The sequence below is a fragment of the Kitasatospora sp. NPDC089797 genome (assembly GCF_040684795.1).
Taxonomy (GTDB): Bacteria; Actinomycetota; Actinomycetes; order Streptomycetales; family Streptomycetaceae; genus Kitasatospora.
In genome coordinates this window covers 1-14,333 of record NZ_JBFBGS010000097.1, presented here as the reverse complement: position 1 = coordinate 14,333, position 14,333 = coordinate 1, and the positions used below count along the sequence as shown (strand labels likewise).

The following is a 14,333-nucleotide window of genomic DNA, read 5'->3' as shown; positions in this document are numbered from 1 at the left end:
GCCTATGCAACCCGGGAGGGGGTCGTGCGCATTCCGCCCCGCGGGCGGGCGCGGGGCGGACTGTCCGTCACTTCCGTCCCGCCTCCTGTCGTCCGGCCGGGTCAGCGGCCGCCGGCGGTGCGCACGATCTCACCGTTGACGTTGCCGTTGGCCTCCGAGCAGAGGAAGACGATGACCCGGGCCACGTCGTCCGTGGTGGCCAGCTTGCCGCTGGGCGCCTCCTGCGCGGCCTTCTCCACGATCGCGGGGTCGACCGCCTGCAGGCTCTCGGTGAGCGTGCCGCCCGGGGAGACCACGTTGGCGAGGATGCCGTCGCGGGTCCAGGCCAGACCGCGGGCGAACCCGTGCAGGGCGGCCTTGGCGGCGCTGTAGATCTCCGAGCCCGGCGAGCCGTGGTCCGCGGTCACCGAGGACAGCAGCACGATCCGGCCCCAGCCGCGCTCCCGCATGCCGCCCAGGGCGTGCCGCACCGTCAGCATGTGGCCCTCGACGTTGTCGCGCAGCTGCGGGAACCACTCGTCGGTCGGGAGGTTCTCGAAGCGCGGCAGCTGGTCCGGGTCGACCCAGGAGAAGGACTGCGCGTTGGCGACGACGACGTCGATGCCGCCCCAGGCCTCCTCGACGGCCTTGACGCCCGCCTCGATGGAGGCCGGGTCACCGAGCCCGCAGCGCACGGCCATGGCCCGGTCCGGGCCGCCGAGCTCCTTGACCACGTTCTCGGCCTCGTCGGCCGCCGAGTTGTAGGTGATGGCGACTCGGGCGCCCTCGGCCGCGAAGACCTTGGCGGTGGCGCGGCCGATGCCTCGCGTCGCGCCGGTTATCAGGACGCGCTTGTCCCGCAGTCCCAGGTCCATGCTGGTGTTCCCTTTCGGTAGAGCATCTGACGTTCAGGTGGTGCGTCTGGTGACCGGTGCCCGGGACGGTCAGTACTCCTCGCGGTTGCCACCGCGGTCGAGGTAGAGGTCCTGGGCCATCTTCTCCTGGAGCTTGGCGTTGTGGCGCACGAACCAGAAGTAGGTGCGCATGCCCGCCAGCGCCAGCCGGCCGATGTAGGGCTTGTTGATCGGTTGGTCCCCGCTGGTCTGCTTCCTCGACTCCTTCACGGCCTCGTAGCCGTACTCGACCATCTTGGTCTCGTACTCCAGGACCGCTTCCAGCAGGTTCATCCTGTCGTCGCGGTGGGCGATCAGGTTGCGGCACAGCCGCGCCGCATCGCGCAACGCCGTGTTGGCGCCCACTCCCTGACCCGGCGTCATGGTGTGGATGGCGTCGCCGATCAGCGTGATGTTACTCGGACTCCACTGCTCGATCGGCACGGAGGTACGGATGTTGACGGGGAAGCAGGTCTTCGGGTCGCCCAGGCTGAAGAGCTTGCGCAGGTCCGGGTGCCACTTCGGCGTCATCTCCAGGACCAGCTTGATGAGCTCCTCGGGCTCCTTCTTCATCACGTCGGCCGGGAACTTGTCGGTGGAGGCCCAGAAGCCCCAGTTGATGTAGTCCCGGGTGTTGTCGAACAGCAGGCCCGGCCACTGCTCGATCAGCGCCGCGTCGTTGCCGCCGATGTTGTTCTTGACCTTGCCGTCGCGGTCCCAGCCGAACTCCATCGTGTGCAGGATGCAGCTGTAGCCCTTGGGGGCGACCACCAGGCCGATGCCCTGGAAGACCTTCTCCGGGACCAGCGCCTTGGTGGCCGCGGTCAGCGGGACCTTGGCCGTGATGGAGATGATGTTGGCGTCCTCGACCGTCGCGTGCGGCAGGTACTGCCTGCGCACCCGGGAGTTGGCGCCGTCCGCCGCGACCAGCAGGTCGCCGGTGGCCTTGGTGCCGTCCTCGAAGTAGGCGGTGACCCGGCCGTCCTCCTCCCGCTCGTAGTGGGTGAAGGTCTTGTCGAAGTGGACGAGGTCCTCGATGCCGGTCAACAGGACCTGACGCAGCGTCATCCGGCTGACGGACTTCTCGGTGTTGACCGGGTCGTTCTCCACCACGAGCGGGAGGGTGACGTTGGGCCGCAGGTCCTCGCGCAGGAAGCTGAAGTACTTGGGGGCCCGGGCGCAGGTGGCCAGGAAGGTGTCGAAGAGGTCCCCGGGGAGGAGGTACTTCAGCGCCCGGCTGCCGTCCGGGTTGATGCCCACGCGATAGCCGTGCAGCCCGCTGTTGCGGGTGCGGTCGCGCTCGTAGACGGCGCAGCTGATCCCCGCCTTCCGCAGCCCGTGGGCGAGCGCCATGCCGCCCGTGCCTCCCCCGATGACGATGACGTGGAACGGTGAATCGGCCATCTCGGTTTCTTTCCCCTCATCCTTGGTTTCTGGGTGTCCGGAGCCGGCGCCGGCGGGAGCCGGTCCGGGCCGGACGGCGTGGCGGCCGACGTGCGGTCAGGCCCAGACCGTGCTCATCTGCTCGTCCCGTATCGCGAAGACCTGGCGGTCCAGCAGGGAGTTGAGGATGACCGCCGACCGCACCGCGAGCAGGCTCAGGTTGGGATCGGCCAGCCCGTGCCCCACCCGGCTGCGGTTCTGGACGTACATCCGGTGGCCCTCGCTGTGCTTCCAGCGGATCGAGTAGTCGGAGTCGATCACCGGCTCGCCCGAGCCGTCGGTCTCCATCTGCTCCAACAGCCCGGCGGAGAGCGGCAGCGGGGTCGCGCGCCGGCCGGTGGCCAGCACCACGAACCGCGCGGCGTGGCGCTCGCGCCCGCCCCAGTCGCGCTCGCACCAGAGCGCGACCGTGCCGTACCGCTGGCCCGCCTCGACGACGCTGCGACCGGGCAGCATCATCACGGGCGAGCGGCCCTCGCGCAGCGAGGCCTCGTAGTTGGCCTGGTACAGCTGCTGGAGGGTGGCCATCGAGACGCCGTCGCTGGTCAGCGTCTGCTCGGCGGCGTAGCGTTCGCGCACGCCCTCCGGCAGGCCCTGGAAGAAGCGCAGGTAGGTCGGCCGGTAGAAGTCGTTGGCCGAGGGGGAGTCGTCCATCGGGGCGAACCACGGCCGCCGGCCGATCCAGCGGATGTCCCGGTAGCCGCGCTGCAGCAGGTTGAGCACGCACTCGGCGCCGGTCTGGCCGCCGCCGACCACGATCACCTGCTCGTAGGGCCGGCTGGAGACGGTGCTCAGGTGGGTCTCCAACTGCTCGGCCAGCACCACTCCCCCGTTGCCCTCCTGCCCCTCGAAGCAGGCCGGCACGTCGGGCTGGGTGCCGAGCCCGAACACCACGTGGTCCGCGGTGGCCACCGGGCCGGCCGGGCCGGAGAGGACGAAGCGGCCGCCCGCGTAGTCCACCTCCTCGATCGGTACGCCGTAGCGCACGCAGCCCAGCTCGCCGGACGCCCAGGCGAGGTAGCGGGCGTACTCCAGCCGGGGGATGGAGTCGTACTGGGCGTTCAGGAAGGCGTAGACCCGGCCGGTGCTGACCAGGTAGTTGAGGAAGGACAGCCGGTTGCACGGGTCGGCCAGCGACACCAGGTCCTTGATCCAGGAGGTCTGCAGCTGGGTTCCCGCGCCGAGCAGCCCGGGGTGCCAGGCGGGCCCCTCGCGCCGCTCGAAGAGCGCCAGCCCGTGGGGCAGTTGGTCCGCGCCCAGGGCGGCCAGGCTCAGGTTCGCGGGTCCGGCCCCGAGCCCGGCCACCTCGTGGTGGGGCAGGGCCTGACCGCCGCCCTCGGGGGGTGGGGTCACGCCGAATCGTGTTGGCATCCGAACGGCACCTCCGATCACAGTCGTGTGTGGACGCCACCGTGCCGGGCGGCGCACATTCCCCGGCTCGCATGCTGGCGAGGGCCCGTGGAGCGCGGCTTGAGCGGGACTCGAGCGCGCGGCCGCCCACGCCTCGCGGCGAATCAGGTGGTCCGAGGCACCAGAGTGGCCGGTCGTCACACAGCCGCGGTGGAAAGCCGCTGGACCGCCTCCGGGGTCGAGGCACCTGCGAGCCGCCTCCGAGCCCGGTCCCGCAGCCTCGTGCCCGAGCCCGGGGCAACGGAAGCCCGACGGCCGCACCGCGGACCGCTCCGGCGGCGGGACGGCGCGGCACGGGGCCGGACAGGCGGGCGAATCCGTCCACGGAAGGGCGTACAGGTGACCACTTCTCCTACCGACGCGGGCCCCACGGTGGCCGCCGCGGAGTTCCGCGCGCTGATGGCGGGCTTCCCGAGCGGGGTGTCCGTGGTGGCCGCCCGCACCGCCGACGGGCAGCCGCGCGGGATGACCTGCTCGGCGGTGTGCAGCGTGACCCTGGAGCCACCGACCCTGCTGGCCTCGCTGCGCACCGACACCCGGACCCTGGCGGCGGTGCTGGAGTCCGGCCGGTTCACCGTGAACCTCCTGCACGAACGCGCCCGCGCCACGGCCGAGTTGTTCGGCTCCGGCGCCGCGGACCGGTTCAGCCGGGTCCGTTGGACCTACGCCCCGGACGGGGCCGGCCCGCACCTGGTCGACGACGCGCACGCGATGGCGGACTGCCGGGTGAGCGCCGCCCACCGGGTGGGTTCGCACACCGTGGTCTACGGCGAGGTGCTGCGGATCCTCCAGCAGCCGGACCCCGAACCGCTGCTCTACGGCCTGCGCGGGTACGCGGCCTGGCCGGTGGCCGCCCGGCGCGGCTGAGCGGCCGGATCCGACGGCGGCGCCCCGGGACTCCAGGAGTCCCGGGGCGCCGCGCGTGCGGTCGGCGTCAGACCGACTTCAGCATGCCCGCGTCGATCAGCCAGTCGGCACCCGTGGTGCTCGGCAGCCGGTCGGAGGCCAGCAGCAGCACCATCGCGGCGACCTCGTCCGCCTCGATGATCTTCCCGGTGGTGAGCGCCATCCACTTGGGCACCTCGGCGACCAGCTGCTCGACCGACATGCCCATCCGGGCGGCCCGCACCGGGCTGTTCCAGGTGTCGGTGAGCACCGGGCCCGGGGAGACGGTGTTCACCCGCACGCCCTTGGGGCCGAACTCCTCCGACAGCGCCTTGGTCAGGTTGGTCAGCGCCGCCTTCGCCGCGCCGTACTCGGCCAGCCGAGGCGCGGCGAGCCGGCCGTTGACCGACCCGATGTTGACGATGGAGCCGCGGCTCTCGATCAGGCTCGGCAGCGCCGCCCTGATCGTCCGCACGGCGCTGAAGAAGTTCAGCTCGAAGCCCTTGCGCCAGCCCTCGTCGTCCAGGTCGAGGAAGCCGTTCGCGGAGACCGTGCGGCCGCCCACGTTGTTGACCAGGATGTCCAGGCCGCCGAGCGCCCCGACCGCGTGCTCGACCAGCTGGGCGGGGCCCTCCGGGGTGGTGAGGTCCACCGCGAGGGTGTGCGCGCTGGCCTCGCGCAGCTCGTCGCTGATGGTCCGGGCCCCGCCGACCACCTCCACCCCCTCGGCGCTCAGCGCCCGCGCGATGGCCAGGCCGATCCCCCGGCTGGCACCGGTGACGACGGCCCGCTTGCCCTTCAGTTGAAGGTCCATGACGACTCCTCGAGTTCTCGATGGGACGAATCCGTGACCGGTGCGGTCACCAGACGACGGGCAGGGTGTACGGGCCGCGCACCAGGCCGCCCCCGCACCAGGCGATCTCCTCGGCCGGCACGGCGAGTCGCAGCCCGGGCAGCCGGCGCAGCAACTCGGCCAGGGCCACCTGGAGTTCGAGGCGCGCCAGCGCCGACCCCAGGCAGCGGTGCACGCCGGCGCCGAAGCCGAGGTGGGAGGTGGCCGGGCGGTGGAAGTCGACCCGGTCGGCGGCCGGGAAGGCCGCCTCGTCGTGGTTGGCCACGCTGAGCAGCGGCAGCACGTACTCGCCGGCCCGCACCAGGGTGCCGCCGAGTTCGACGTCCTCCACGGCCCGGCGGGGGCTGCCGGTGCTGGTGCCCTGCGGGGTCCAGCGCAGCAGCTCCTCGATCGCCGCCGGCACCAGCTCCGGCCGGTCCAGCAGCTCCCGGTGGTGGCCGGGGTTGGTCAGCAGGAAGTAGACGGTGTTGGCCAGTTGGTCGGCGAGCACCTCGTGCCCGGCGATCAGGATGGTCACCGAGAGGCCGACCAGCTCCTGGTCGGAGAGGTCGCCCTCGGCGGTCAGGGTGCCGAGCAGGTCCCCGGTGGGCTCGCGCCGGCGGGCCGCCACCAGCTCCACCAGGTACTGCCGCAGCTCCTGCCCGGCCGCCCCGATCTGCTCGGCGGTCATCTGGTGCAGCTTGGCGGCCAGGAAGGTCTCGGCCAGCTCCCGGAACCGGGTCCGGTCGCCCACCGGGATGCCCAGCAGCTCGCAGATCATCAGGATCGGCAGCGGCAGCGCGAAGAGCTCCATCAGGTCGGCCGGGCCGCCGTGCTTCTCCAGGCCGTCCAGCAGGTCCGAGACGGTCGCCGTCACCCGGGGCCGCAGCCGCTCGACCCCGCGCACCGTGAAGGCCGCCGCGAGCAGGCGGCGCAACCGCTCGTGCTCGGGGCCGTCGGAGACCATCAGCAGGTTGGCGCGCTGGACGATGGGCAGCAGCCGGGGCTCCTCCGGCCCGACCGAGTGCGCCCGGCCGAACCGGCGGTCGGTGAGCAGGGACCTGACGTCCTGGTACCGGACCGCGAGGTAGGCCGGCGCCCCGTGCGGGAGCCGGTACGGGCAGAGCCCCTGCTCGGTGCGCAGTTGCCGGAACTCGGGCTGCTCCTGGAGTCCGGACGGGACATCGGTGGGGAAGCGCGGCGGCTCGGGAGGGCTGCTCATCCGTCAGGACCTCTTCCTCGACTGGTCGGTGTGCGCGGGCGGCGGGCGCCTTCGGCTGCGGGCCGGGCCGGGGCGTGTCCGGCGGTTCCCGCCGGGTGCGCGGCGCTGGGCATCGCGAACCGTCGGGTACGCCCCGGGCCCGGCCCGATGCTGCCGCCGCGGTCTCGACCGCGGCTCGAACGACGGTCGGGGCCGCCCCGCCGGGGCCGGGCGGGGCGGTTTGGACGGCACGGGCGACGGGCGACGGGGCGAGCCCGGCGCGAGCCGGCCTCGAGCCGGTCCGCCGAGGCTCGCCGCATGGTGAAACCGATCGCGGCAGGGCAGCACGGCACCACCCTGCGGGAGGAGCTCGGCGGCCTGGTGACCGACGGGGCCCGCCGGATGTGCGAGCACCCGTACTACACGGGGCTGCGGGACGGCACGCTGCCGGGCGCGGCCCTGCTCCACTTCACGTTGCAGGACTCCTGCCACCTGCTGCCCGGCTACGGCCGGGCGCAGGCCCGCTGCTCCGCGCTGGCCCGGAACGGCCGCCAGGCGGCGACGCTGAGCCGGATGGCGACCGGGGCGCTGGAGGACTGCGCGGTCCGGCTGGACGGCCTGGGTTCGACGGCCGAGCGGCTCGGCCTGGCGCTGCCGCCGGACGGCCCGCCGCCGATCGCCCCGACCACGCTGGGCTACGTGAGCTTCCTGGCCGCCGCGGGCTCCACCTCGCTGGCCGCCGGCCTCGGCGCGGTGCTGCCCTCGGCCTGGCTGTACATGCTGGTCACGGACGACCTGCTGGCCCGCCGAGACCCGGCCTCGCGCTACGCGCCGGAGATCGAGAAGGCCCACCCCGGCGAGTTCTTCCGGGGCATGCTGGACGAGTTCCTCGACCTGGCCGAGGAGGTCGCCGCCGACAGCTCGCCGGCCGAGCGGCGGGAGCTGGTGCGCAACGCCGGCCACGCGGTGCGCTACGAGTGGGCGTTCGTGGACGCCGCCTGGCGCCGGGAGGCCTGGCCGTTCTGACGGTCCCCGGTCCGGTGGCCGCACCCCGCGGCCCGGCCCGGGCATCGAGTCCTGCTCTAGCCCGCTTCCACCGCGCGCCACCAGACTGCCGACCAGCCGTCAGGTCCAGACTTCCCGGCCGCTGATCCGCCGCAACACCCGTTGCCGGCCGGCGCATCCCCGAGACAGAGCTGAACAAGGGAGTTTTCCGAATGTGCGGTATGACTGGCTGGGTGGACTTCAGCTGCGACCTCTCGGAGGAGCGGCTGATCCTCGACCGGATGACCGACGCCCTGGAGAAGCGGGGTCCCGACGCCCGGGGCGTGTGGGTGTCGACCCACGCGCTGCTGGGCCACACCCGGAACTCCATCATCGACCTCGCCGGCGGCATCCAGCCGATGGTGGCCGAGGAGGACGGCCGGACCCTGGCGGTGCTCTCGTACACCGGTGAGGTCTACAACTTCAAGCAGCTGCGCTCCGAACTCGAGAGCCGCGGGCACCGGTTCCGCACCCGCAGCGACACCGAGGTGGTGCTGCGCTCGTACCTCCAGTGGGGCGCCGACTGCGCCGAGCACCTCGAGGGCATGTTCGCCTTCGCGGTCTGGAACCCGCGCACCGAGGAACTGCTGCTGGTCCGCGACCGGATGGGCATCAAGCCGGTCTTCTACAAGACGCTCCCGGGCGGCCTGATCTTCGGCTCCGAGCCCAAGTCGCTGTTCGCCAACCCGCTGGTGAAGCGGACGGTGGACGCGGACGGCCTGCGGGAGCTCTTCTCCACCGCCAAGACCCCCGGCCAGAGCGTCTTCAGCGACCTGCGCGAGCTGCCGCCGGGCCACACCCTGACGCTGAGCCGCAAGGGCGCGGTGCTGCGCCGCTACTGGGCGCTGGAGGCGCGCGAGCACACCGAGGACCTGGACACCACGGTCGCCCACGTGCGCTCCATGCTGGAGGAGATCGTCACCCGCGAGCTGGTCGCCGACGTCCCGCTGTGCACCGCGCTCTCCGGCGGCATCGACTCCAGCTCGATCACCGCGCTCGCCGCGATCGCCCGCGCCCAGGCCGGTGACGAGGCGGTCCGCACGATCACCGCCACCTTCGTCGGCTACAGCGAGAACTTCCGCCCGGACGACCAGCGCGACACCCCCGACGCCCCGTACGCGGCCGAACTCGCCCGGCACGTGGGCGCCAACCACACCGACATCGTGCTGGGCACCGCCGACCTGATCGACCCCAGCGCGCGCGAGGCCGCCATCCTCGCCCAGGACATGCCGACCGCGCTCGGCGACATGGACACCTCGCTCTACCTGATGCTGCGGGCCACCCGCGAGCACTCCACCGTCGCGCTCACCGGCGAGACCGCGGACGAGATCTTCGGCGGCTTCAAGTGGCTGCACGACGAGGAGCTGGTCGGGCTGGAGACCTTCCCCTGGGTCGCCGCCGAGCGCCGCCAGGAGGGCAGCCGCAACGGCCAGGGCCGCGGCCTGTTCGGCCTCGACCTGCTCGACAAGCTGGACATGACCGGCTACTACGCCGAGAACTACCGCCAGGTCCAGCTGGAGACGCCGCACCAGGCCGGCGAGAGCGGCCGCGAGCACCGGATGCGCGAGCTCAGCTACGCCCACCTGTCGCGCTGGCTGCCGATGCTGCTGGACCGCGGCGACCGCCTGGCGATGGCCTCGGGCCTGGAGACCCGGGTGCCGTTCTGCGACCACCGGCTGGTGGAGTACGTCTACAACGTGCCGTGGGAGTTCAAGACCTTCGACGGCCGGGAGAAGAGCCTGCTGCGCGCGGCGACCCGGGACCTGCTGCCGAAGTCGATCCTGGACCGCCCGAAGAGCCCCTACCCGGTGACCCAGGACCCGACCTACACCCAGGCGCTGCACCGCGAGTTCGCCGCGCTGCTGCGCAACCCCGACTCGCCGGTCCTCCCGTTCCTGGACGTCCAGGCGGCCCGGCAGGCCATCGAGGACCCGTCCGGCACCGCCCACGAGTGGCACAGCCGGTCGAACATCGAGATGGCGCTCGGCTTCGACTTCTGGCTGCGCAGCTACGGCGTGCAGATCGAGGTCTGAGACCGGTCAGCCCGGGCTCGGCGGGTCCCCAACCAAGGCTCCCGCCGAGCCCGTCCGGGAGCCGCCTCGAGAAGGGCTCCCATGAGCACGACCCCCGCCCCGTCCACCACGGGCTCCGCGGCAGGCACCACCGGGACGGCCGGGCGCAGCCCCTGGCCGGCGCTGCTGGTCATCCTGTTCGCCGCCTTCATGGACATGCTCGACCTGAACATCGCCGCCGTGGTCACGCCCGCCATCCAGCGCAGCCTGCACGCCGGTTACGCCGCGGGCCAGTGGTTCGTCGCCTCCTACGCGCTCGCCTTCGCCGTGCTGCTGATCCCCGGCGGGCGGCTCGGCGACATGTACGGCCGCAAGCGGGTGTTCCTGACCGGTGTCGCCGGGTTCACCCTCGCCTCCGCCGCCTGCGCGCTCGCGCCCACGGCCGGGGTGCTGATCGCCGCCCGGTGCGTCCAGGGCGGCTTCGGCGCGTTGATGGTGCCCCAGGTGCTGGCGGTGCTGCAGCTGCTCTTCGCCCCCGACCGCCGGGGCGCGGCCTTCGCGGCCTACGGCTCGGTGATGAACCTGGCGCAGCTGGCCGGTCCGGTGCTGGGCGGCTTCCTGGCCACCGACGACCTGCTCGGCCTCGGCTGGCGGGCGGTCTTCCTGATCAACGTGCCGATCGGGGTGCTGGTGCTGGTCGGCACCTGGCTGCTGCTGCCCGAGTCGCGCTCCGACCGCGCGCTGCGGCCCGATCCGACCGGCATCGCGCTGGTGGCGCTGCTGGCCGTGCTGCTGGTCTACCCGCTCCAGCAGGGCCGGGCGGCCGGCTGGCCGGCCTGGATGCTGATCGCCCTGGCCGGAGCCGTCCCGGTGGCGCTGCTGGTGGCCCGGCAGCAGGGCCGCAGCGGTCCCGAGCGGGCGCTGATCCCGGTGGCGCTGTTCCGCAACCGCTCGTTCACGGCCGGCATGGTGCAACTGCTGCTGGTCTACTCGGCGTTGGTCTCGCTGCAGATGCCGGTGATCTGGGAGACCCAGATCGGCCTGGGCTGGTCGGCCCTGCGCACCGGGTGCGCCATGGTCGGGTGGGTGCTGGGCACCTGCCTGCTCGGCATCCCGGCGGTCTCCCTGGCGCCGCGGATCGGCCGCGCGCTGCTGGCCACCGGCTGCGTCGTGGTGGCCGCGGCGACCCTGCTGCTGAGCGCGGTGACCGGCCGGGGCGCGCTCGGCTTCTGGCCGTTGGCCGGCTGCCTGGCCGCGATCGGCTGCGGGCTGGGCCTGGTGGTGCCGATCCTGATCAACCTGGTGCTGAGCGGGGTCCCGCGGCGGGACGCCGGCAGCGGCGCCGGCCTGGCCAACGCGGCGGTCTACCTGGCCTCGGCGGCCGGGATCGGGCTGATCGCGCTGGTCTTCTTCGCCCGGCTCGGCGGTGCCGGGGCCGCCCACGCCCGTGCCCAGGAGCCCGCGCTGCGGGCCGCGTTGACCGCCCGGGGCGCCTCCGGCGCGGCGCAGGACGCGGCGCTGGCGCAGCTGCGCGACTGCGTGGTGGCCCGGACCGGGGCGCTCGACCCCTACCGGACGCCGGACGGCTGCCCGGACGACGCCGCGGGCGGTGCCACCGGCGACGCGGTGCGCACCGCGATGCGGGCGAGCTTCGCCGACGCGACCTCGCACAGCCTGCGCTACTCCGCCGTGGCCTTCCTGGTGGTGCTCGGGCTCACGCCGCTGCTGCCGCGTCCCGGCAGCGACGGCGCGGACGGCGGCGCGGACGGCGATGCGGACGGCGATGCGGACGGCAGCACGGACCGGGGCCGGCGACCCGCCCGGTCCGCGCGGGAGTGAGGACGGCGCGATGACCGGCGGCGGGGGCCCCGGCAACGCCGCGGGCGGGTGGGAGGGACCGGTACCGGTCCTGCCCACCCGCCCGCGGCGGCCGTGCCGTTGCCGTGCGGGGCCGTTACTCGGCACCGCGGTAGGTGTAGAGGTCGTCCAGGAACTTGCGCTGCATCGAGGGGATCTTGTCGACGGCCTTGAAGTAGGCCCGCGCGCCGGCCAGGACGGCGCGTCCCACCACCGGCTTGTGCAGCGGGTCCTCGCCCGAGGTGCCGTTCTCGGCCAGCGAGTCCTTCACCCGGGCGAAGCCGTAGGGGATCATCTCGGCCTCGTACTCGCCGATCGCGCCGATCAGGTCACGGGAGCCGTTGTTCGCCGCGGTGAGCGCCCGGGTGAGCAGCATCGCGTCGCGCAGCGAGGTGTTGGCCCCCACGCCCTGGCCGGGGGTCATGGTGTGGATCGCGTCGCCCAGCAGGGTGACGTTGGTGGTCTTCCAGGCCGGCACCGGCTCGGAGGTGGCGATGTGCAGCGGGAAGGGCGTGGTCGGGTCCGCCATGGCGAACAGCTTGCGGAAGTCCGGGTGCCAGTTGGGGGTGAGCTTCAGGGTCAGGTCGATCAGGTCCTGGCCGCGGAGCTTGAGCACGTCCTTGGGGAACTTGTCGTCCGCCGCCCAGATGCCCCAGGAGATGTAGTCCCGGGTGTTGTCGAACAGCAGCCCGGGCCAGGACCGGAGCAGTTCCGCGTCGTTGCCCGCGGCGCTGTCCTTGATCCCGCCGCGCTCGTCCCAGCGGAACTCCATCACGTGCCAGATGCACATGAAGCCCTTGGGGGCGAAGACCAGCGACAGGCCCTGCTGGGACGGGCGCGGCAGCAGGGCGAGCGCCTCCCGGCTCATCGGGATCTTGGCGCCGATGGTGGTGATCCCGGCCGGCTTGAGCTTGGCGTGCGGGAGGTACTGCTTGCGCACCGCGGAGTGCGCGCCGTCGGCCGCCACCAGGACGTCACCGGTGGCCGAGCTGCCGTCCGCGAAGAAGGCCGTCACCGAGCCGTCCGGGCGCTGCTCGTAGTGGGTGAGCTCCTTGCCGAAGTGGGTGATGTCCTCCAGGCCGGTCAGCAGCAGCTGCCGCAGCGTCTGCCGGGAGACCGAGCGCTCGGAGTTGATCAGGTCGGCGTCGCCGCGCAGCCGGATCGCGGCGGTGCGCTTCTTCTTCTCCGTCAGCACGTTGAAGTAGAGCGGCGTGCGGGCGCAGGTGGCCAGGAAGGTGTCGAAGAGCTGCGGTGGCAGGCAGTCCTTGAGCGCCCGGTTGCCGGTCGGGTCGATGCCGACCCGGTAGCCGTAGAGGCCGTCGGTGCGGCTGCGCTGCTTCTCGTAGACCGCGACGGAGACGCCGGCCTTGCGCAGGCCGTGGGCGAGGGTGAGGCCGCCGAAGCCGGCGCCGATGACCAGGACGTGCAGGGGCTTTGCGGACATGATGGGTCTTCTCCTGTTCGGTGGGTGGTGCGGTGCTGGGCGGGTGACGCGGGGTCGGGCGGGTCAGGCGATCGTGACGCGGTTGCTGCCGGAGGCGAACGTGATGTCGTAGACGCCCGGGGTGCTCTCGGGCGGCTCGGCGCTCTGCCAGTCGGCATTGGCCAGGGTGCCGACCCAGCGGCCGTCCAGCGAGAGGCCGGTGAAGCCCCGGTCGCCGCGGAGGGTGGCCCGGGTGTAGGCCGGGCGCAGCAGGGTCAGCTTGCGCACGCCGCCGTCGAAGTGCACCGACACCTCCCGGTCGGTCTGCGGCAGCGTGATCCGGGCGTCGCTCAGGCCGCCGGTGACGGTGAGCGAGCGCAGGGACAGCCCGGTCAGGTCGGCCTCGACGTGGGTGGCCACGCCGCGGATCTCGATGTCCCAGGCGACGGCGGGGCTGAGCGTCACGTGGGCGCTGCGCCGGGCGAGGTCGAAGGGGTGGACCGGGCCGCGGCGGGTGATGGTCACGGTGCCGTCGGGGTCCTCGGTGACCCGGGAGGCCGGCCCGCCGAAGTTCGCGGTGTAGAGCGGCTGCGGCTCGGTGGCGACGTCGAGGGTCAGGTGGTGCACCGCCGGGACGAACACCAGGCGGGCGGCGGCCTTGGAGAGGTTGGTCATGGCGGTCCTCCGAAGGGACTAGAAGTTCGATTAAGTAGTACATCTAGTCGCTAAATTTTCTAGCGATCGACCTGAGACGACTGTACGGAGGGGATCGCTAGAATGTCAAGAGAATCCCGAGAGGAGCAGACGTGACCACGCAGCAGGAGGCCGGGGCGACCGACGCCCGCGAGCAGTTGATCGAGGAGTTCGGGCAGGTCATGCAGGAGTTCCAACGCTCCGCCGACACCCTGGACCAGCACGTCGCGGACCAGCTGGGGCTCAACCGCACCGACCTGCGCTGCCTGGAGCTGCTCTTCAGCCCCACCCCGATGAGCCCGGGCGAACTGGCGGCCGCGGCCGGCCTGACCACCGGCGGGGTGACCACCGCCATCGACCGGCTGGAGCGCTCCGGCTACGCGACCAGGGTCCGGGACACCGCCGACCGCAGACGGGTGACGGTGGAACCCACCGACAAGGGCTACGCGATGGTCGCCGAGATCTTCGCGCCGATCGCCCAGGAGGGCGCCGCCTACCTGCGCCAGCTGGACACCACCGTGCTGGCCAGGATGATCGAGTTCCTGCGCTTCGCCACCCGCCAGCAGTACGAGCACGCCGGGCGCCTCTCCGAGGGCTCGTAGGCCCGGTACGGACGCGGGCAGACGCGTGGGGCGGGACCGTTCGACGGTCCCGCCCCACG

12 protein-coding genes are annotated in these 14,333 nt (G+C 72.7%); 5 read left to right on the top strand and 7 right to left on the bottom strand.

From position 1 onward, the window contains the following. Positions 1-101: 101 nt before the first annotated feature. The 3 genes from AB0O91_RS40620 to AB0O91_RS40610 all read right to left on the bottom strand — a co-directional run bounded on the left by AB0O91_RS40620 (position 102) and on the right by AB0O91_RS40610 (position 3,686). A complete protein-coding gene (locus tag AB0O91_RS40620; RefSeq protein ID WP_363444433.1) occupies positions 102-854 on the bottom strand; it encodes an SDR family oxidoreductase in 753 nt (250 codons plus the stop codon). A gap of 69 nt (positions 855-923) precedes the next feature. Beyond that, the gene (locus AB0O91_RS40615; RefSeq protein WP_363444430.1) at positions 924-2,276 is read right to left on the bottom strand and encodes an NAD(P)/FAD-dependent oxidoreductase; all 1,353 of its coding nucleotides are present in this window, start codon (positions 2,274-2,276) and stop codon (positions 924-926) included. Positions 2,277-2,372: 96 nt separating this feature from the next. Continuing rightward, positions 2,373-3,686, bottom strand: a complete 1,314-nt coding sequence (locus AB0O91_RS40610; protein WP_363444427.1) for a SidA/IucD/PvdA family monooxygenase — start codon at positions 3,684-3,686, stop codon at positions 2,373-2,375. Positions 3,687-4,064: 378 nt separating this feature from the next. Here AB0O91_RS40610 and AB0O91_RS40605 point away from each other — a divergent pair, with 378 nt between their 5' ends. Continuing rightward, positions 4,065-4,592: a flavin reductase family protein gene (locus tag AB0O91_RS40605; RefSeq protein WP_363444424.1), complete on the top strand. Its 528-nt coding sequence runs from the start codon at positions 4,065-4,067 to the stop codon at positions 4,590-4,592. Between the two features lie 67 nt (positions 4,593-4,659). On the opposite strand, the gene AB0O91_RS40600 is transcribed toward AB0O91_RS40605, so the two are convergent. Together AB0O91_RS40600 and AB0O91_RS40595 are read right to left on the bottom strand one after the other, a co-directional pair. Then, complete coding sequence (locus AB0O91_RS40600) at positions 4,660-5,424, bottom strand: SDR family oxidoreductase (protein ID WP_363444421.1); 765 nt, start codon at positions 5,422-5,424, stop codon at positions 4,660-4,662. Between the two features lie 46 nt (positions 5,425-5,470). Next, on the bottom strand, positions 5,471-6,664 hold the full coding sequence (locus tag AB0O91_RS40595) for a cytochrome P450 (protein ID WP_363444418.1): 1,194 nt from the start codon (positions 6,662-6,664) through the stop codon (positions 5,471-5,473). A 297-nt stretch (positions 6,665-6,961) separates the two neighbouring features. On the opposite strand from AB0O91_RS40595, the gene AB0O91_RS40590 reads away from it, so the two are divergent. From AB0O91_RS40590 to AB0O91_RS40580, 3 genes are all read left to right on the top strand, one after another. Further along, on the top strand, positions 6,962-7,669 hold the full coding sequence (locus AB0O91_RS40590) for a TenA family transcriptional regulator (RefSeq protein ID WP_363444415.1): 708 nt from the start codon (positions 6,962-6,964) through the stop codon (positions 7,667-7,669). A gap of 191 nt (positions 7,670-7,860) precedes the next feature. Beyond that, positions 7,861-9,720, top strand: coding sequence for an asparagine synthase (glutamine-hydrolyzing) (gene asnB / locus AB0O91_RS40585; RefSeq protein ID WP_363444412.1), 1,860 nt, complete (start codon positions 7,861-7,863; stop codon positions 9,718-9,720). Positions 9,721-9,801: 81 nt separating this feature from the next. Then, the gene (locus tag AB0O91_RS40580) at positions 9,802-11,538 is read left to right on the top strand and encodes an MFS transporter (RefSeq protein ID WP_363444409.1); all 1,737 of its coding nucleotides are present in this window, start codon (positions 9,802-9,804) and stop codon (positions 11,536-11,538) included. A 115-nt stretch (positions 11,539-11,653) separates the two neighbouring features. On the opposite strand, the gene AB0O91_RS40575 is transcribed toward AB0O91_RS40580, so the two are convergent. Continuing rightward, on the bottom strand, positions 11,654-13,000 hold the full coding sequence (locus AB0O91_RS40575; RefSeq protein WP_363444406.1) for an NAD(P)/FAD-dependent oxidoreductase: 1,347 nt from the start codon (positions 12,998-13,000) through the stop codon (positions 11,654-11,656). A 63-nt stretch (positions 13,001-13,063) separates the two neighbouring features. Further along, on the bottom strand, positions 13,064-13,654 hold the full coding sequence (locus AB0O91_RS40570; protein WP_363444403.1) for a hypothetical protein: 591 nt from the start codon (positions 13,652-13,654) through the stop codon (positions 13,064-13,066). 131 nt (positions 13,655-13,785) lie between these two features. On the opposite strand from AB0O91_RS40570, the gene AB0O91_RS40565 reads away from it, so the two are divergent. Next, positions 13,786-14,274, top strand: coding sequence for a MarR family transcriptional regulator (locus AB0O91_RS40565; protein ID WP_363444400.1), 489 nt, complete (start codon positions 13,786-13,788; stop codon positions 14,272-14,274). Positions 14,275-14,333 lie beyond the last annotated feature (59 nt).